21 protein-coding genes are annotated in these 15,917 nt (G+C 70.0%); 13 read left to right on the plus strand and 8 right to left on the minus strand.

Going from position 1 to position 15,917, the window contains the following annotated elements; translation table 11 throughout:
• Positions 1 to 86 precede the first annotated feature (86 nt).
• From NAMU_RS01680 to NAMU_RS01695, 4 genes are read left to right on the plus strand one after another with little or no spacing between them, the layout of a single operon-like run.
• Entirely contained in the window at positions 87 to 284 is a 198-nt protein-coding gene (locus NAMU_RS01680) for a hypothetical protein (RefSeq protein WP_012814243.1), read from the plus strand.
• The gene (locus tag NAMU_RS01685) at positions 281 to 481 is read left to right on the plus strand and encodes a P-loop NTPase family protein (protein WP_012814244.1); all 201 of its coding nucleotides are present in this window, start codon (positions 281 to 283) and stop codon (positions 479 to 481) included. Before NAMU_RS01680 ends, NAMU_RS01685 begins: the two co-directional genes overlap by 4 nt.
• Positions 482 to 524: 43 nt before the next feature.
• On the plus strand, positions 525 to 1,109 hold the full coding sequence (locus NAMU_RS01690; protein ID WP_012814245.1) for a putative immunity protein: 585 nt from the start codon (positions 525 to 527) through the stop codon (positions 1,107 to 1,109).
• Positions 1,106 to 1,630 carry a putative immunity protein gene (locus NAMU_RS01695; protein WP_012814246.1) on the plus strand — a complete coding sequence of 175 codons (525 nt, stop codon included), beginning with the start codon at positions 1,106 to 1,108 and terminating at the stop codon, positions 1,628 to 1,630. Before NAMU_RS01690 ends, NAMU_RS01695 begins: the two co-directional genes overlap by 4 nt.
• Before the next feature lie 14 nt (positions 1,631 to 1,644).
• On the opposite strand, the gene NAMU_RS01700 is transcribed toward NAMU_RS01695, so the two are convergent.
• Together NAMU_RS01700 and NAMU_RS01705 are read right to left on the minus strand one after the other, a co-directional pair.
• Complete coding sequence (locus NAMU_RS01700) at positions 1,645 to 3,240, minus strand: phytoene desaturase family protein (RefSeq protein WP_012814247.1); 1,596 nt, start codon at positions 3,238 to 3,240, stop codon at positions 1,645 to 1,647.
• Entirely contained in the window at positions 3,237 to 4,199 is a 963-nt protein-coding gene (locus NAMU_RS01705) for an SDR family NAD(P)-dependent oxidoreductase (protein WP_217180708.1), read from the minus strand. The genes NAMU_RS01700 and NAMU_RS01705 overlap by 4 nt, the downstream gene beginning before the upstream one ends.
• Before the next feature lie 236 nt (positions 4,200 to 4,435).
• Between NAMU_RS01705 and NAMU_RS01710 the strand changes: the two genes are divergently transcribed.
• Both NAMU_RS01710 and NAMU_RS01715 read left to right on the plus strand, forming a co-directional pair.
• Entirely contained in the window at positions 4,436 to 5,626 is a 1,191-nt protein-coding gene (locus NAMU_RS01710) for a zinc-dependent alcohol dehydrogenase (RefSeq protein ID WP_012814249.1), read from the plus strand.
• A 639-nt stretch (positions 5,627 to 6,265) separates the two neighbouring features.
• Positions 6,266 to 6,877 (plus strand): SAP domain-containing protein, encoded by a 612-nt coding sequence (locus NAMU_RS01715; RefSeq protein ID WP_012814250.1) that lies wholly within the window; start codon positions 6,266 to 6,268, stop codon positions 6,875 to 6,877.
• 113 nt (positions 6,878 to 6,990) lie between these two features.
• On the opposite strand, the gene NAMU_RS01720 is transcribed toward NAMU_RS01715, so the two are convergent.
• Positions 6,991 to 8,091 (minus strand): fatty acid desaturase family protein, encoded by a 1,101-nt coding sequence (locus NAMU_RS01720; RefSeq protein ID WP_012814251.1) that lies wholly within the window; start codon positions 8,089 to 8,091, stop codon positions 6,991 to 6,993.
• Between the two features lie 195 nt (positions 8,092 to 8,286).
• Here NAMU_RS01720 and NAMU_RS01725 point away from each other — a divergent pair, with 195 nt between their 5' ends.
• Together NAMU_RS01725 and NAMU_RS01730 are read left to right on the plus strand one after the other, a co-directional pair.
• Entirely contained in the window at positions 8,287 to 8,667 is a 381-nt protein-coding gene (locus NAMU_RS01725; RefSeq protein ID WP_012814252.1) for a VOC family protein, read from the plus strand.
• The gene (locus NAMU_RS01730) at positions 8,664 to 9,611 is read left to right on the plus strand and encodes a hydroxymethylglutaryl-CoA lyase (protein ID WP_012814253.1); all 948 of its coding nucleotides are present in this window, start codon (positions 8,664 to 8,666) and stop codon (positions 9,609 to 9,611) included. Before NAMU_RS01725 ends, NAMU_RS01730 begins: the two co-directional genes overlap by 4 nt.
• Positions 9,612 to 9,641: 30 nt before the next feature.
• On the opposite strand, the gene NAMU_RS01735 is transcribed toward NAMU_RS01730, so the two are convergent.
• Positions 9,642 to 10,250: a GNAT family N-acetyltransferase gene (locus tag NAMU_RS01735; protein ID WP_012814254.1), complete on the minus strand. Its 609-nt coding sequence runs from the start codon at positions 10,248 to 10,250 to the stop codon at positions 9,642 to 9,644.
• A 217-nt stretch (positions 10,251 to 10,467) separates the two neighbouring features.
• On the opposite strand from NAMU_RS01735, the gene sqr reads away from it, so the two are divergent.
• The 5 genes from sqr (at position 10,468) to NAMU_RS01760 (ending at position 14,396) form a co-directional block, all read left to right on the plus strand.
• The gene (sqr, locus tag NAMU_RS01740; protein ID WP_012814255.1) at positions 10,468 to 11,703 is read left to right on the plus strand and encodes a type III sulfide quinone reductase, selenoprotein subtype; all 1,236 of its coding nucleotides are present in this window, start codon (positions 10,468 to 10,470) and stop codon (positions 11,701 to 11,703) included.
• Between the two features lie 35 nt (positions 11,704 to 11,738).
• Complete coding sequence (locus tag NAMU_RS01745) at positions 11,739 to 12,053, plus strand: TusE/DsrC/DsvC family sulfur relay protein (RefSeq protein WP_012814256.1); 315 nt, start codon at positions 11,739 to 11,741, stop codon at positions 12,051 to 12,053.
• Between the two features lie 40 nt (positions 12,054 to 12,093).
• The gene (locus NAMU_RS01750; protein ID WP_012814257.1) at positions 12,094 to 12,609 is read left to right on the plus strand and encodes a DsrE/DsrF/DrsH-like family protein; all 516 of its coding nucleotides are present in this window, start codon (positions 12,094 to 12,096) and stop codon (positions 12,607 to 12,609) included.
• An 85-nt stretch (positions 12,610 to 12,694) separates the two neighbouring features.
• Positions 12,695 to 13,606 carry an ABC transporter ATP-binding protein gene (locus NAMU_RS01755; protein ID WP_012814258.1) on the plus strand — a complete coding sequence of 304 codons (912 nt, stop codon included), beginning with the start codon at positions 12,695 to 12,697 and terminating at the stop codon, positions 13,604 to 13,606.
• Positions 13,596 to 14,396: an ABC transporter permease subunit gene (locus tag NAMU_RS01760; protein ID WP_012814259.1), complete on the plus strand. Its 801-nt coding sequence runs from the start codon at positions 13,596 to 13,598 to the stop codon at positions 14,394 to 14,396. Before NAMU_RS01755 ends, NAMU_RS01760 begins: the two co-directional genes overlap by 11 nt.
• A 31-nt stretch (positions 14,397 to 14,427) precedes the next feature.
• Here NAMU_RS01760 and NAMU_RS29705 read toward each other — a convergent pair whose 3' ends face one another.
• From NAMU_RS29705 to trxA, 4 genes are all read right to left on the minus strand, one after another.
• A complete protein-coding gene (locus NAMU_RS29705; protein WP_012814260.1) occupies positions 14,428 to 14,598 on the minus strand; it encodes a hypothetical protein in 171 nt (56 codons plus the stop codon).
• Positions 14,599 to 14,682: 84 nt separating this feature from the next.
• The gene (locus NAMU_RS01765) at positions 14,683 to 14,949 is read right to left on the minus strand and encodes a metal-sensitive transcriptional regulator (RefSeq protein WP_012814261.1); all 267 of its coding nucleotides are present in this window, start codon (positions 14,947 to 14,949) and stop codon (positions 14,683 to 14,685) included.
• Between the two features lie 44 nt (positions 14,950 to 14,993).
• Entirely contained in the window at positions 14,994 to 15,425 is a 432-nt protein-coding gene (locus NAMU_RS01770) for a DUF302 domain-containing protein (protein WP_012814262.1), read from the minus strand.
• Complete coding sequence (trxA, locus tag NAMU_RS01775) at positions 15,422 to 15,793, minus strand: thioredoxin (RefSeq protein ID WP_012814263.1); 372 nt, start codon at positions 15,791 to 15,793, stop codon at positions 15,422 to 15,424. The genes NAMU_RS01770 and trxA overlap by 4 nt, the downstream gene beginning before the upstream one ends.
• Positions 15,794 to 15,917 lie beyond the last annotated feature (124 nt).

Consider the following 15,917-nt stretch of genomic DNA (forward strand, 5'->3'; position numbering starts at 1 on the left):
GGCCCGCCCCGGATCGGCGGATGATCGCGCAGCCGGGTTCGTTGCCCGCCGGACGGGGCACTTCAACGGTGTGAATGAGCAGCCGTATGAATGAGCAGGGGACGTCCACCGACGCCCGCGATCCGGGCGAGCCGAACCTGCGACCCGGGCCGCAGGACCAGGGCGGCCACGGTGGCATGGCGACCCGGGAACAGGAAAAGCGGGTGCACGACGGCACGGATTCCGCCGGGGTGCCCCCGGTCGAGGACACCCGGGCGAGCGCCCGGCAAGGAGAACGAGAATGAAGATCTTGGGCAAGCTGGGGGCGGCCGGTGCCGTCTATTCCTTCCTGCGCAGTCCCACCGGACAGCGAATCCTCGAGGAGGTCAAGCGGCAGGCCGCCGACCCGAAGAACCGGCAGCGGGCGGCCGATATGGTCGATCGGCTCCGCTCGGGCGGGCGCAAGCCGATCGTGGTGGACCCGGACCAGCCGGCCCGCTGACTCCCGCCCCACGAGGCCGGCCCTCGGCCTACGATCCCCAGCCATGGCCTCCCACCCGGCCGTCGGGACCGCGGATTTCGAACTGACCATGCCCGAACTGCGGGAGGTCGCGCGGTTCGTCGTGCTGCACGCCCAGGACGTGCTCGCGGTCTACGAACAGGCTGTGCCCGCGGACGAAGGGCCGCGCGCGGCGCTCGCGGCGGCCTGGGCCTTCGCCGAGGGGGCCCGGCGGACGGCCTGGCAGCGAACGGCGTCCGTCCAGGCGCACCGGTCCGCGCGGTCGGCGCCGTCCGAGGTGGCCCGGCTGGCGGCTCGCTGTGCCGGGGATGCGGCCGCCGCCGCGTACCTGCATCCCATCGCCCGGGCCACCCAGGTCGGCCACATCCTGCGGGCCGCGGCCAGCGCCGCGCGGATCGCCGAGGTGCAGGCCGGCGAGGATCCGGCCGCCGCCGATGCGGCTCTGGGGCGATCTCGGCAGCGGGCGACGCCGGTCCTGCTCGATGTACTGGGCCGCTATCCGGCGGCGCCGGCGGGGCGGGACCGGGTGGCCCGACTGATGTGCACGCTGGACCGAACCCTGCGCGAGCGCGTCGATGTGGTCGACTCAGCGAGCGAGCGCCCGGCATGATCCTGCCCCCGGTTCGCGATCCACGCTTCATCACCATCCGTCGCGGCGGCACCCTGACCGATACCGATCACCACCTGCTGGCGCTGTGGGCCGCATCCTGCGCCGAGCACGTGCTGGCCCTGTTCGAGACCGTGCGGCCGGACGATCCGCGCCCGCGTGTGGCCATCGAGCACGCCCGGGCCTGGGTCCGGGGTGAGGTCACGATGATGCAGTCGCGGGCCGCCGGCGGCCACGCCATGGGCGCCGCCCGTGATCTGCGAGGGCCGGCCCGGCACGCCGCCTACGCCGCCGGCCAGGCCGGGGTGGTCGCGCACGTCGCCGCACACGAACTCGGCGCCGCCGCCTACGCGATCAAGGCGGTCCGCGCGGCGGCCGGTGGGGATCGGGTCGCCGCGGCGCAGGCGGCCGGTCGTCGCGAGTGCCAGTGGCAGCGCGACCAGCTCCCGGACGCGATCCGCGCGTTGGTGCTGGACGACCAGCGGCTGCGCAATGACATTTGCTGGTCGGTCTTCGAGGTCTGACCGGCCGGCCGGCTTCAGGAGCCCAACAGCCGAGCCCAGGCGGTCCTGGCCAGCGTGCGCCGGGCCGCCCGCCACGGTCCCTGCGAGTGCAAGGCCGCGACGGCGGCGTTCCAGCCGCAGGCGCCGTGCACGCCGCCGCCCGGATGGGCCGAGGCCGACGCGAGAAACAGCCCGGGCAAGGGAGTCTCGGGACGCCCCAGGCCGCGGGTCGGCCGGAAGATCAACTGCTGGTGCGGGTAGGACGTGCCGCCGTTGACCGCGCCGTCGACCAGGTTGGCGTTGGCGTCCTGCAAGTCGGTCGGATACTGCACGACGCGCGCCCGGACGCTGTCACCGAAGCCGGGGGCCACCTGTTCGAGGTGCTCCTGCACCCGCTGCACGTGCTGGTCCAGCCGGGTTGCGTCCTGCGACATCGAGTGCGGCACATGGGTGTACGCCCACGCCGACTCGGTGCCGGCCGGCGACCGGCTGGGGTCGGCCGTCGTCATCTGGCCGAACAGGACGAACGGATGCCGGGGTGGACGGCCGACGGACAGATCGGCCGAGAAGTCCACGAAACCGTCCAGATCGGTGCCCAGGTGCACCGTGCCGGCGCCCACCGCCCCAGGGGCGCGCCAGCCCACCGGCCGGTCCAACGCCCAGTTGAGCTTGAGGGTGGGGTTGTCCCACTGGAACCGGTCCAGGACCTCGCCGATCCCGGCCGGCAGCTGATCCAGCCCGACGAGCTCGCGGTACAGGGTGGGCGCGGCGACGTCGGCCACCACGGCCTTGGTGGCCCGGATGGCGGTGCCGTCGGCGAGCCGCACCCCGACCGCCCGACCGCCGGCGACCAGGACCGAGCTGACCCGTGCCCCGGTGCGGACCTGTCCGCCGACGGACTCGAAGCGTCGCGCCATGGCGAAGGCCAGGTTCTGCGCGCCCCCCTGCGGCACCGGGAATCCCACGTCCTGGCCCAACATCGTCAGCAACCAGCCGAAGATGCCACTGCCGGCGGCGTCCGGGGGGACGTCGGCGTGCATGGCGTTGCCGGTCAGCAGCAGCGGGCCACCGTCGCCGACGAAGGATTCCTGACCGAGCCGGCGGACTGGCAGCACGGCCAGCCGGGCCAGGTCCAGCAGCCCGGCCAGCTTGGTCCGGCCGAGCAGTTTCAGGCCCGAACGAATGGGCGGGATCGGGGTGAACATGGCGTCCAGCAACGGATCTCGGATGCGCTGCCAGCCGGCGAACATCTCCAACCAGGCCTGGCCGTCACCGGCGCCGAATTCCTCGAGGCCGGCCGCGGTCCGGTCGGGATCGCGCTCCAGAACGGCGGCCCGGCCGTCCGGGAGCGCGTGCGCGAGTACCTTGTCCGCCTGGGTCCACACCAGCCCGTGCCGGGCCAGTTCCAGGTCCTGGATGACCCGGGACGCGGCGGCCAGCGGGTAGAAGGCACTGAACATGTCGGAACAAAAGCCCGGGGCGGTGACCTCGGCGCTGCGCACGGCGCCGCCGACCGTCTCGTTGGCCTCCAGCAGCAGCACGTCCCAGCCGGCGTCGGCCAGGGCGATGGCCGCGACCAGGCCGTTCGGTCCGGCCCCGATCACCACGGCATCGGCCGTGCGGGTGGTCATGGCGCGACGGGCACGGGGGAATCGGCGGACTCGTGGCGCCGGCCGAGCCGGTCCCAGAACCCGTGCTCGGCCTCGCCGGCCGGGTGCGGGTGCAGGACGCTCCCGGGGTGGTCGGCGACGGGCCGCCGGGACAGGCCGGTGAGCTTCATCAGCGGTCCGACCGCCAGGTCGAAAACTGCTGGCAGAAGCCGGAAACCGAGCACGACGATGTGGTTGGCCAGGCCGACCGATCGTTCCCGGCGCGGCTGGGTCAGGCTTTTGACCACCGCACGGGCGACCTTCTCCGGCGGGTCGACCGGCGGCGGCGGCCGTCCCTCGCGGGAGGCATAGTTGGCCGCCTGGCTGTAGGCGGGGGTGTTGACGCTGCCCGGAGAGACGAGGGTGACGTGCACGCCGGGGATCTCGCGCGCCTCGAGCTGGATCATCCGGGTCAGCGCGTGCACCCCCCACTTGCTGGTGACGTAGGGGCTCATGAACGGCACGGCGATCTTGCCCAGCAGTGACCCCATCAGGACCAGCTCGCCGCCGCCCTGGGAACGGAACTGCCGGAGGGCGGCCCGGGCCACGTTGGCGGTGCCCAGCAGATTGGTCGCGATGACCTGATCGTAGATCTCGGCCGGAATCTGATCGAATCGGCCGTAGGCGACGCAGGCGGCGGTGTTAACGACGGCGTCCACCCGACCCGACCCGGCGGCGGCCTGCACCAGCAGCGACTCGATGGCCGCGCGATCCCGGACATCGGTAGGGATGACGGTGGTGTCGACCCCGTACCGGGCGCACTCGCGTTCGACCTCGGCCAGGGCCGGAGCCGAGCGGGAGGCCAGGACCAGATTCCAACCCTCACGGCTGAGGGCCTGGGCGGTGGACCGACCGATTCCGCTGGAGGCACCGATGATCAATGCCACCGGTCGCCTGGTGCTCTCGTTGCCCTGCACGTGCACCGGCATCTCCCTCGTCACTGCGATTGTCCGGTCGAGCCTGGCCGGCCGGACATCAGTGCAGTAGCCCGGATCGGCATCGACCAAACCCCGCCGCTGTTTCCGCCACCGGCCACGGGGTACCAGCGGATCACCGACGGCGGGGCCCGCCGCGGCCCGCACCGCCGACCGATCGGCGCGTCCGGGGCCCGGGTCCGTCACCCGCCCCCGATCACCCACCGATCAGCCCACCCATCGCCCCCGACATCGGAGAAACCATGAAAGCTGTGACCTGGCAAGGCAAGCGCTCGCTTCGGGTGGACGAGGTGCCCGATCCGACAATCCAGGAGCCCACGGATGCGATCGTCCGGATCACCTCCACCGCGATCTGCGGGTCCGACCTGCACCTGTACGAGGTGCTCGGCCCCTACCTGAGCGCCGGCGACATCCTGGGCCACGAGCCCATGGGGATCGTCGAGGAGGTCGGCGCCGGCGTCACCCACATCAAGCCGGGCGACCGGGTGGTGATTCCGTTCAACATCTCCTGCGGGCACTGCGGGATGTGCCGGGACGGGTTGCAGTCGCAGTGCGAGACCACGCAGGTCCGGGCGCAGGGCAAGGGGGCCGCGTTGTTCGGCTACACCTCGCTGTACGGATCGGTGCCCGGCGGTCAGGCCGAGTACCTGCGCGTGCCGCAGGCGCAGTACGGACCGATCCCGGTCAGTCCGGACGGGCCCGACGAGCGGTACCTGTTCCTGTCCGACATCCTGCCCACCGCGTGGCAGGCCGTGCAGTACGCCGCCGTTCCCGACGGCGGCACCCTGGTCGTCTTCGGGCTGGGCCCGGTCGGCCAGTTCGCCAGCCGGATCGGGCACCACCTGGGGCATCGCGTCATCGGCATCGACCCGGTGCCGGAACGGCGAGCGATGGCCGAGCGTCACGGCATCCAGACGCTGGACCCGGCCGGACTAGACGACGTCCCGGCCACTGTGCTGGAGCTGACCGGGGGCTACGGCGCGCACGGCGTCATCGACGCGGTCGGCATGGAAGCCCACGGCGGGGCCGGCGCCGCGGCCGGGAAATTCGCCCAGTCGGCGGTGGGCCTGCTGCCGGACACGCTGGCGCGCAAGCTGATCGAGAACGTCGGGGTCGATCGACTGACCGCCCTGCACGACTCGATCGGCAGCGTGCGGCGGGGCGGCACGGTGTCGGTCAGCGGGGTCTACGGCGGCACCGCCGACCCGATGCCGATGATGGACCTGTTCGACAAGCAGGTTCAGTTGCGGATGGGCCAGTGCAACGTGCGCAAGTGGATCGGCGACATCCTGCCGCTGGTGGAGGACTCGGCCGACCCGCTCGGCGTGCTCGACCTGACCACTCACACCCTGCCGCTGACCGACGCGCCGCAGGCCTACCAGACCTTCCAGGAAAAGTCCGACGGGTGCGTCAAGGTCGTGCTCAAGCCCTGACCGGCCCGGGCCGTCGAGGGGTCCCGGAGGGCCTGTCGCCGCGGGAACAAATGTTCAGGCGGGTTTGATTCGCCCCACGGCGGGCACTTGACAGATATCACCTCCGGGCCGACGAAATGATATGTCGAGCCGGTGAGGGGCCCAGTCGGGGCCGGATGATCCACACTTTCCTCAAATCTCGGATCGAGCGCGTACCCGCCGTGGTACGTGCAACAGCGTGGCCCTGATCGTCGGCATTTTCCTAGGCATCGTCATCCGCTCGCGCTGACCGCTGCGCTCCACCGGGCCGGCGCGTGGCCGACGCCGTCCTCGATCATCGAGCCCTTGCCGCCGACGCGGGTCCTGAGCCTCTCAGGGCCCGCGTCGGCGAATCTGGCCCGGCGTACCGGCCATGGCGGGCGTCACAGCGTGGGCATCGTCACGCAAGTGTGGTCAAACGGGAATTGGCGGTCGACTTTGTCACCTCGGCCCGATCGACCGTTCGCACTGATCAGCGGCTAGCCTGAAATTGGTTCTGACGCGCTCGCCGCGTTGAGCTACCCGATGCGGGAAAACGGGTTTCCGACATTCGTCGGGCACCCCCACACGCAGATATCTCCGGACCGACCGAAAGCCTCGGTGGGCCGACGAAGGAGCGCAATGACGATCACCAGCACCGAGCCTTACACCGCCGCCACCACCGCAGCCCGCCAGGCCACCGAGCGGGGCGTCGACGCCTTCAAGAAGGGTGCGAAGTCCCTGACCGAGCAGACCACGAATGCGGCGGCGAGCCTGCCCACCGTCGACCTGACCAAGCCGGTCGCTCGGTACTTCGACTACATCCAGAAGTCGATCGACCTCAACCGCGAGTTCGCCACCCGTTGGGCCGAGCTGGTCACCTCGTTCTCCGGCCTGGTTCGGGAGCAGGCTGAGACGGCCGGTCACGTGGTGCGGGAGCAGACCGACGCGGTCGCCGATCTGACCGTGGAGCAGGCCGCCAAGGCCGACGAGCTGGCGCGTGAGCAGGCCGAGAAGGCCGAGCAGGTCCAGCGCGAGCAGGCCGAGCAGGCCGAGCAGGCCAAGCGCGATGAGGAGAAGGCGGCCAAGGCCGCCGAGCGCGCGGAGGCCAAGCGGGCCAAGGAGCAGGCGCGCGAGCCGTACGAGGGCCTGACCAAGGCCGAGCTGGCCGACAAGCTGGCCGAGCGGGATCTGCCCAAGTCCGGCACCGTGGAGGAGCTCATCGAGCGCCTCGTCGACGCCGACAACCAGTAATCCCTCTGCCGTCCGCGGCAGCATGACGACGCCGGACCCGGCCCTCGCGGCCAGGTCCGGCGTCGTTGTCGTTTCCCGGGAAGATCGTCAGACCAGCCGGCCAGACCAGCCGGTCAGATCGGCCGGTGGGCGGCGATGATCGGGCACTGGAACGAGTCCAGTTCGCCTCGCAGGCCGACCCGATTGAGGTACCGGATCACGATCCCGTAGGACGTGAGCAGGCTGGTCTCGGTGTACGTGACCCCACGCTGCTGGCAGAACTCGCGGATCGTGGTCCGGGCATGGCGCAGATTCGGGCCGGGCATCGACGGGAACAGGTGGTGCTCGATCTGGTAGTTCAGGCCACCCATCGCAAAGGTGGTCAGGTGAGAGCCGGTGATGTTGCGCGACATCAGCACCTGACGGCGCAGGAAGTCGATCTTGGCCTCGGGCGGCAGGATCGGCATGCCCTTGTGGCTGGGGGCGAAGGTGCAGCCGAGATAGACGCCCAGGACGGCCAGCTGCACGCCCAGGAACGCTGCGGCCATGCCAACCGGCAGGAAGATCAGCAGCACCGCGACGTAACCACCCATCCGGGCGGCCATGAATCCCAACTCGGTCCATCGATGGGTGATCGGGCTGCGGCCCAGCACGGTCCGGAACCCCTGGACGTGCAGGTGCAATCCCTCGAACATCAGGATCGGGAAGAACCACCAACCCTGATGCGCCCGGAGGAAGGCCAGCACCCGGGAGCGAGGCACCGTCTCGGTCGGATAGAAGTGCAACACCGACGGATCGATGTCGGGATCCTTGCCGATCTGATTGGGCGCCAGGTGATGTCGCGTGTGCTTGCGCGCCCACCAGGTCGAACTCATCCCGCAGAACAGGCCGGCCACCACGCGGGCCAGGGTTTCGTTGCGTGGACCGGACCGCAGGATCTGCCGATGTGCGGCGTCGTGTCCGAGAAAGCCGAACTGGGCTAGCACCACGCCGAAGACAGCGGCGATGACGAGCTGCAGCCAGGATTCGCCGAGCAGGAAGAAGGCGCACCACACCCCGGCGAAGGCCGCCAGCAGCAGGCCGCCCTTGATCGCGTAGGCGGCGTACCGGCGCTCCATCAGGCCCTGGGCCTGCACCCGGCCCAGCAACTCGGCGTAGTCGGTGAGTACTCGTCGGGGTCGACGGGCGGCCGCCGAGACGGCGCGCTGCTCACGGGGAATGGATAAAGAGGTCATGTGGAGTCCAGACGGTCGCGGACCGAGAAGCGCAACTGGGCGGCGAGAGATTTCTCGCGGTGACGCGGCGGGGGCGGCGACACCGACCCCAAGGCCGGCTGTGGACATCAGCATCCCCAGGGTACCCCGACCGGATGGCGACCAACCGGGAGAAAGAACACCGGGCCGCGCTGCTCCGGCGGTATTTTCGGTCCCATGGCCTGCCGGATCAGTGAGCTCGTCCTGGAATGCCGCGACCCCGAACTGCTGGCCCGGTTCTGGTGTGAGGTCCTGGACTTCGTGGTGCTTGACCGCCCGGGCGACGGGTCGGTGGAGATCGGGCCGCGGGAGGGCTTCGGCGGCCCGCAGCCGACGATCATCCTGAGCCCGACCGACGATCCGCCGCGGGCGAAGTCCCGGCTGCATCTGGATGTGAACGCAACCGACCGCGATCAGGACGCGGAGCTGGCGCGGTTGTTGGCGCTGGGAGCTCGTCCGGCGGACGTGGGCCAGACCGGTCAGGAGTCCTGGCACGTCCTGGCCGATCCCGAGGGCAACGAGTTCTGCCTGCTGCGGACCCGCCTGAATCCGCTGTGACCGGGGCGCCGCTGCCGCAGCAGGTCGCGTTGCCCGGCCTGCCGAGCGCCATCAGCATCTGCGAGGTCGGCCCCCGGGACGGCTTGCAGAACGAGAAGTCGATTATGCCGGTGGATGTCAAACTGGAGTTCATCCGCCGGTTGGTGGCCGCCGGGCATCGGCTGATCGAGGTGACCAGCCTGGTGCACCCGCGCTGGGTGCCGCAACTGGCCGACGCCGAGCAGCTGATCGGCGCCCTCGAGCGGCAGCCGGGGGTGCGGTACCCGGTACTGGTGCCCAATCTGCGGGGTTACCGCCGCGCGGCCGAGCTGGGACTGACCGACATCGCCATTTTCGGCAGCGCGACCGAGACCTTCGCCCGGCGCAACCTCAACCGCGGCGTCGAGGAGTCGCTCGCCATGTTCGAACCGGTCGTGGCCGCCGCCCGGGCGGACGGCGGCCGGGTGCGGGCGTACCTGTCGATGTGCTTCGGCGACCCCTGGGAAGGGCCGGTGCCGCTGGATCAGGTGGTGGGGGTGGCCGTACGCATGATGGACATGGGCTGTGACGAGCTGTCCCTGGGCGACACCATCGGCGTGGCCACGCCCGGGCACGTCGCGGCCCTGATCGGCTGGCTGGCCGCGGCCGGAGTGGGGGCGGACCGGCTCGCGGTGCACTTCCATGACACCTACGGGCAGGCCCTGGCCAACACCCTGACGGCGCTGGGCCAGGGGATCACCGTCGTCGATGCATCGGCCGGCGGGCTCGGGGGCTGTCCCTACGCGCGCAGTGCCACCGGCAACCTGGCCACCGAGGATCTGCTCTGGCAGCTGGCCGGGCTCGGCATCGACACCGGGGTCGACCTGACCGCCGTCGTCGAGACGAGTCGCTGGATGGCGCAGCAGCTCGGGCGGCCCAGCCCGTCCCGGGTGGTGCGGGCCCTGACCGGGGACGCCGCCGGGTGATCCGGCCGGCCGCGAGGTCGAGTCCAGCCGTCAACCGGACAGGTCGAGCCGCATGATGGCGCGATCGGGCGTGGGCCGGCCGACGATCGTGAATCCAAGCCGGGTGAACGTGGCCTCCCGCCCGACGTGAGCCCATTCGGGGCGGCGGCGGGTGCTGGAGCTGACCGGCCAGGCCTCGACGGCCGATGCGCCCTGTCGCCGGGCGAGGTCGACGGCGGCGCGGATGAGCGGCAGCGCGACCCGGCCGCGAGCGTCCCGGGCCACGAAGAGGCAGGCCACCAGCCACACCTGGTCGTCGTCCGCGCGGGGGATGAGCGTCAGCGGCCGGCTGCGTCCGCGTGCGGCCGCCCGGTAGCGGGCCCGCGGGCCGCACGCGCACCAGCCGACGGGTTCGTCGTTGAGCGCGGCCAGCACCCCCATCGGGCCCCGGGCCGCCATCGCCTCGAAGTGTCGCCGGTTTCCGCCGCCGTACCAGCCGGCGGCGAACGCCGGGCCCGAGCGGCAGAAGGCCATGCACCAGCAGTGGCGGGTCGACCGCTCGGTCGCGAAGAGCCGGTCCAGTGCCGCCAGGTTGTCCGGGCCGACATCAGCCATGTCCAGATCGGCGTCGTCCGGATCGGCCCTGTCCAGATCGACCATGTCTCAGTCGGCCAGATCGGCATCGGCCATGGCGCATCCCGTTCTGACGGTGGCGGCGGACAGCAGCGCAGTGGCGCCCACCGTACTCGCACCCGGACTCGCGTCCGAGGGGACGGATCCGCGTCGAGATCGGGACCTTCGGCCATGGTGCACCGAATGCGACCTCAATACCCTCCTGGGTATAGGTCGATGCGGCGTCGGGGCGAAGGAGCGGGTCGTGAACAGGTTGCTGGTGCTCGGCGGGGGGACTGCCGGGACGATGATCGTGAACAAGTTGCGGCGCAAGCTGGACCGGTCGGCATGGGACATCACCATCATCGATCAGGACGACCGGCACCACTACCAGCCCGGCTACCTGTTCCTGCCGTTCGGCTCGGCCACGCCGGAGCAGGTGACCCGGTCGCGGCACGCGTTCCTGCCCGACGGAGTGAATTTCGTGATCGGCGAGATCGACGCGATCGACGCCGGCGGCAACGTGGTCACCCTGGCCGACGGACGGGCCTTGCCGTACGACTATCTGGTCATCGCCACCGGAGTCACCCCGCGCCCGGACCAGACCCCCGGGATGCTGGGTGACCACTGGCGCACCTCGGTCTTCGACTTCTACAGCCTGGAGGGCGCCCAGGCCCTGGCGAAAGCGCTGGCCGAATTCGGCGGCGGTCGCTTCGTCGTACACATCACCGATCTGCCCATCAAGTGCCCGGTCGCACCGCTGGAGTTCACCTTCCTGGCCGACGACTACTTCCGCCGCCGCGGGATCCGCGACGACGTCGAGATGGTCTACGTCACGCCCCTGTCGGGTGCCTTCACCAAACCGATCTCCTCCCGGCGGCTCGGCAGCATGCTGTCGGACCGGGGCGTGCGGGTGGAGACCGACTTCCTCGTCGAATCCGTCGACGGGCCGGCCAGGAAACTGATCTCCTACGACGAACGCGAGATACCGTTCGACCTGCTGGTCACGATCCCCCTGAACATGGGCGCCGAGTTCATCGCCCGGTCCGGGCTGGGTGACGAGCTCAACTACGTACCGGTCGACAAGCACACGCTGCGCTCGGCCGCCCACCCGAACATCTTCGCGGTCGGTGACGCTTCGAACATCCCGGCGTCCAAGGCCGGATCGGTCGCACACTTCTCGGTCGAAATCTTCTGCGAGAACTTCCTCGATCTGATCGCCGGGAAGCCGATGCGGGGCTCGTTCGACGGTCACGCCAACTGTTTCATCGAGTCGGGCAACGGCAAGGGGCTGCTGATCGATTTCAACTACGACACCGAGCCGCTGACCGGAAAGTACCCGGTCCCGTTCGTCGGTCCGTTCAGCCTGCTGGAGGAGACCCGCGCGAACCACCTGGGCAAGCTCGCGTTCCGCTGGATGTACTGGAATGTGTTGCTGCCGGGCAAGCCGTTGCCGCTGCCGGCCCACATGTCCATGGCCGGCAAGCATGTCGACTCGTAGCGTCCACGCACCCCGAATATCGAAGGAGAACAACGATGCCCGTGACCACGGTGGGTGGCCGGACCATCCACGTCAACGACGAGGGCTTCCTGACCGACCCGAACGAATGGAGCCCGGCCCTGGGTCAGATCCTGGCCCACCAGATCGGCATCGAGCTCGGCGATGTGCACTGGAAGGCGATCAACTTCCTGCGCAGCGACTATGCGGGCCAGGGCGAGACACCGACGATTCGGCGGGTCGCCACGGCGGGTGGAATCCCGGTGAAGGAACTGTTCAAGCTCTTCCCGCAGAAACCGGCCAAGAAGATGGCCTACATCGCCGGCCTGCCCAAGCCGCAGGGCTGTGTCTGACCCGCCCGATCCGCCGCCATCACGCTTGAGAGGAGTTCCGATGACCGACGTCGTCGACACCGCCGCCGCGATCGTCCCGCAGTTCGACACCGAGGCAAGCGGGCGCAAGCTCGCCATCATCTGTTCCAAGGGCACGCTGGACATGGCCTATCCGGGTCTGGTCCTGGCCAACGCCGCGTTGGGCGAAGGCATCGAAACCCATTTGTTCTTCACCTTCTGGGGTTTCGAGATGATCAACAAGAAGACCATGGACCACCTGCAGTTCACCGTGCTGGGCAACCCCGCGACCCACCTGCCGCAGGGGCTCGGCGGGTTGCCGTGGATGACGGCGATGGCCACCTCGAAGATGAAGAAGTCGATCGCCGAGGTCGGCGTTCCCGAGGTGCCGGACTTCCTCGACCAGATCGTCGCGTCCGGTGGTCATCTGTGGGCCTGCCGCATGTCGGCGGACATGAACCACCTGACCAAGGACGACCTGTACGACGAGGTCGAAGGCATCATCAGCGCATCGGACTTCATCGAGATGACCGAGGGCGCCCAGTTGCTGTTCATCTGACCACTGATCCGGGCGCCGGACCCCTGCCGGAGGCCGGGTCTTTCGGCTCTGGCCGCTCGCCGCGGTGACGGCGGACCGTTCAGGTATGGGTGAGGAAGCGATTGTTCGCACCATGGGCCTGGGCAAGTCGTTCGGCTCGACGGTGGCGCTGCGGGATGTCGACCTGACCATCGGCCGAGGTGAGGTCTTCGGGTATCTGGGGCCCAACGGCGCCGGGAAGACGACCACCCTTCGGTTATTGCTGGGCATGCTGCGCCCGACGACCGGCCGGGCCAGCGTGCTCGGGCTCGACGCCTGGCGGGACGCGGTCGCGGTGCATCGCCGGGTCGGCTACCTGCCGGGTGAACCGGCGCTGTACGGCAAGCTCAGCGGCCGTCAGCACGTGGCGTATTTCGGCCACCTGCGCGGCGCCGCGAACGACCGACGGGCGCTGAGCCTGGCCGATCGGCTGGACCTGGATCTGGATCGGCCGGCGCACGAGCTGTCCAAGGGCAACCGGCAGAAGCTGGCCGTGGTCCTGGCCCTGATGTCCGGGCCCGAGCTGCTGGTCCTGGATGAACCGACCAGCGGGCTGGACCCGATCGTGCAGCAGGAGTTCTACGCGTTGCTGCGAGAGCAGACGGACACCGGCGGCAGCGTGCTGCTGTCCTCGCACGTGCTCGGCGAGGTGCAGCGGGTGGCCGACCGGATCGGAGTGGTCCGATCGGGCCGGCTGATCGCGGTCGAGCGGATGGCCGACCTTCGCGAGAAATCCCTGCACCACGTCGGCGCCCGATTCGCCGACGACGTCAACGCGGCTGAATTCGCGGCCGTGCCTGGGGTGCGCGATCTGGCCGTCACCGGGCGGGTGATGACCTGCAGCGCCCCGCAGGCCGCCCTGGACGGCCTGCTCAAGCGGATCACCCGCCACCCGGTGGTCGATCTGGACTGCGCCGAGGCCGAGCTGGAGGAGACATTCCTGGCCTACTACGGGACCGGTGAGCACCATGCTGCATAACGTGGCGACCAAGACGCTGTTCGATCAGCGCCGGACCCTGCTGGCCTGGACGATCAGTCTGGCCCTGTTGGTCGGGATGTATGTGGCCATCTGGCCCAGCATCCGGGATCAGCCGGCGATGACCGACTTCCTCAACAGCATGCCGCCGGCGATCCGGTCGATGTTCGCCATGTCCGGGGCCGACATGAGCACGCCGATCGGCTACGTCAAGATCGAGATGCTGTCCCTGATGGCGCCTTTGCTGGTGCTGCTGTACGCGGTGAGCACGGGCGCGGCGGCCGTGGCCGGCGAGGAGGACCGGCACACCCTGGACCTGTTGCTGGCCAACCCGGTCAGCCGCAGCCGGGTGGTGCTGGACAAGTTGCTGGCGATGACGGTCGGGATCGTGCTGCTGGCCGGGGCCACCGCGGTGGCGCTGATGGTGATCAGCCCACTGGCCGACATGAGCCTGCCGACCGGACCGATCGTGGCCGCCATGGTCCACCTGGCCCTGCTCGGCCTGGTGTTCGGCACCCTGGCCACCGCGGTCGGCGCGGCCACCGGAAATCTCACCGCGGCCCGAGCGGTGCCCGCCGTCACCGCCGTGATCGCCTATGTCGTCAACGGTCTCGGCCCGCAGGTCTCCTGGCTGGCGCCGGCGCAGAAGTTCTCGCCGTTCTACCAGTACACCGGCCACGATCCTCTGCTCAACGGCCTGTCCGTGCCCGCAGTGCTGATCGCCCTGGCCACCGCGGCCGTCCTGGCCGAGATCGCCGTCGCCGGGTTCCGGCGCCGCGACGTGGCCGCGTGAACCACCGGACCCGGGTCGAACCGCACTCCGATCAGCGCCCGAACAGCCGGGAGAGCATCGAGCGGCTCTCGGCGGATCGCTCGGTGGGGGAGCAGCTGCAGCGCTGGTGCGCGGGCACGCCGGCCAGCACCTGATCGACATGCTTGCCGCATCCGGTGTAGCTGGCCTTGCCGCAAGTGCGGCAGGTGGCAGGACTGCACATCAGTTCTCGCCTTTCGAGGTGGGGATGGTGATCGTCGGCCCGCGCTGGATCGCCGTCGCGCACGTCAGCGCCGACGGTGGCCGCTCAGGCCAGGGACAGGAACAGTTTCTCCATGGTCTTGGTGTCCAGGGTGTCCGCACCGTCGGACTCGATGAGGCACTGCTTGAGGCCGGCCGCGATGACGGCGAACCCGGCGCGGTCCACGGCCCGGCTGACCGCGGCGAGCTGGGTCACGATGTCCTGGCAGTCGCGGCCCTCCTCGATCATCCGCAGCACCCCGCCGATCTGCCCCTGGGCCCGGCGCAGCCGGTTGACGACGGCGGTGATTGATTCCGGTTCGATCTGGACCATGCTGGCTCCTCGGGGTGGCGGGCGTCGTGATGTCGGGTGGTTGATCAGGTCGTCGGCGATTGAACCAGCGAATCCAGGGCGCTGGTCAGGCGGCCTCGCGCCTCGGCGGCCACCGGCTGCAGGCCGGGGTTCCCGGTGAGGGTGACCATGATGGCCGGATCGATGGTCTCCACCCGGGTCCGGTCGTCGGCCACGCTGCGGACCACGACGTTGCAGGGCAGCAGGAGCCCGATCGAGGGCTCGGCCAGGATCGCGGCATGGGCCAAGGGTGGCCGGCACGCCCCCAGGATCACCTGGGGTGCGATGTCGGCGCCGATCTTCGCCTTCAGCGTGGCCCGCATGTCGATCTCGGTGAGCACGCCGAAGCCCTGGGCGGCCAGCGCGTCCCGGGTGGCTTGGACCACCTCGGCGAAGGGGCGCTCGACGATGACCGCGATCGCGTAGTCGGGTCGGGCCGCGGCCGTGGTGCCGGTCATGCCGACATCGCCTTGGCCGCGGCGACCTGGGCCCGGACCTGGTCCATGTCCAGGCCTCGCACGGCCGTGATGAGTTGGTCGAGGGACTTCGCCGGCAGGGCGCCGGGCTGGGAGAAGACCAGGATGCCGTCCCGGAACACCATCAGCGTCGGAATGGATCGGATACCGGCCGCCGAGGCCAGATTCGGTTCGGCTTCGGTGTCGACCTTGCCGAACACGATGTCCGGGTTGGCCGTCGCGGCCTGCTCGAAGACGGGTGCGAACATCCGGCACGGCCCGCACCAGGAGGCCCAGAAGTCGATCAGGACGATCCCGTCGCGCTGCACGACGCGTTCGAACGTGCTGTCGGTCAGTGTGGTGGTGGCCATGTCAGACGATCCTTTCCAGATCGGAAGTATACCCATAGGGGTATCAACGGGCGCGACGTCAACATTGTTCCCGACGCCCGGCGCGATGCGGGGTGGGGTATCGATTGGCCGGCTCAGGTGTCGT

It is taken from the genome of Nakamurella multipartita DSM 44233, from assembly GCF_000024365.1.
GTDB classification, from domain to species: Bacteria; Actinomycetota; Actinomycetes; order Mycobacteriales; family Nakamurellaceae; genus Nakamurella; species Nakamurella multipartita.

Bases quoted from the DNA above. Each gene is read 5' to 3' on its own strand.
- NAMU_RS01680 (WP_012814243.1), top strand. From the start codon at position 87: ATGAATGAGCAGGGGACGTCCACCGACGCCCGCGATCCGGGCGAGCCG.
- NAMU_RS01690 (WP_012814245.1), top strand. From the start codon at position 525: ATGGCCTCCCACCCGGCCGTCGGGACCGCGGATTTCGAACTGACCATG.
- trxA (WP_012814263.1), bottom strand. From the start codon at position 15,793: ATGGCCACCACCACACTGACCGACAGCACGTTCGAACGCGTCGTGCAG.
- NAMU_RS01770 (WP_012814262.1), bottom strand. From the start codon at position 15,425: ATGACCGGCACCACGGCCGCGGCCCGACCCGACTACGCGATCGCGGTC.
- NAMU_RS01750 (WP_012814257.1), top strand. From the start codon at position 12,094: ATGACCGACGTCGTCGACACCGCCGCCGCGATCGTCCCGCAGTTCGAC.
- NAMU_RS01720 (WP_012814251.1), bottom strand. From the start codon at position 8,091: ATGACCTCTTTATCCATTCCCCGTGAGCAGCGCGCCGTCTCGGCGGCC.
- NAMU_RS01715 (WP_012814250.1), top strand. From the start codon at position 6,266: ATGACGATCACCAGCACCGAGCCTTACACCGCCGCCACCACCGCAGCC.
- NAMU_RS01735 (WP_012814254.1), bottom strand. From the start codon at position 10,250: ATGGTCGATCTGGACAGGGCCGATCCGGACGACGCCGATCTGGACATG.
- NAMU_RS01745 (WP_012814256.1), top strand. From the start codon at position 11,739: ATGCCCGTGACCACGGTGGGTGGCCGGACCATCCACGTCAACGACGAG.
- NAMU_RS01710 (WP_012814249.1), top strand. From the start codon at position 4,436: ATGAAAGCTGTGACCTGGCAAGGCAAGCGCTCGCTTCGGGTGGACGAG.
- NAMU_RS01685 (WP_012814244.1), top strand. From the start codon at position 281: ATGAAGATCTTGGGCAAGCTGGGGGCGGCCGGTGCCGTCTATTCCTTC.
- NAMU_RS01760 (WP_012814259.1), top strand. From the start codon at position 13,596: ATGCTGCATAACGTGGCGACCAAGACGCTGTTCGATCAGCGCCGGACC.
- NAMU_RS01755 (WP_012814258.1), top strand. From the start codon at position 12,695: ATGGGTGAGGAAGCGATTGTTCGCACCATGGGCCTGGGCAAGTCGTTC.
- NAMU_RS01725 (WP_012814252.1), top strand. From the start codon at position 8,287: ATGGCCTGCCGGATCAGTGAGCTCGTCCTGGAATGCCGCGACCCCGAA.
- NAMU_RS29705 (WP_012814260.1), bottom strand. From the start codon at position 14,598: ATGTGCAGTCCTGCCACCTGCCGCACTTGCGGCAAGGCCAGCTACACC.
- NAMU_RS01695 (WP_012814246.1), top strand. From the start codon at position 1,106: ATGATCCTGCCCCCGGTTCGCGATCCACGCTTCATCACCATCCGTCGC.
- NAMU_RS01765 (WP_012814261.1), bottom strand. From the start codon at position 14,949: ATGGTCCAGATCGAACCGGAATCAATCACCGCCGTCGTCAACCGGCTG.
- NAMU_RS01700 (WP_012814247.1), bottom strand. From the start codon at position 3,240: ATGACCACCCGCACGGCCGATGCCGTGGTGATCGGGGCCGGACCGAAC.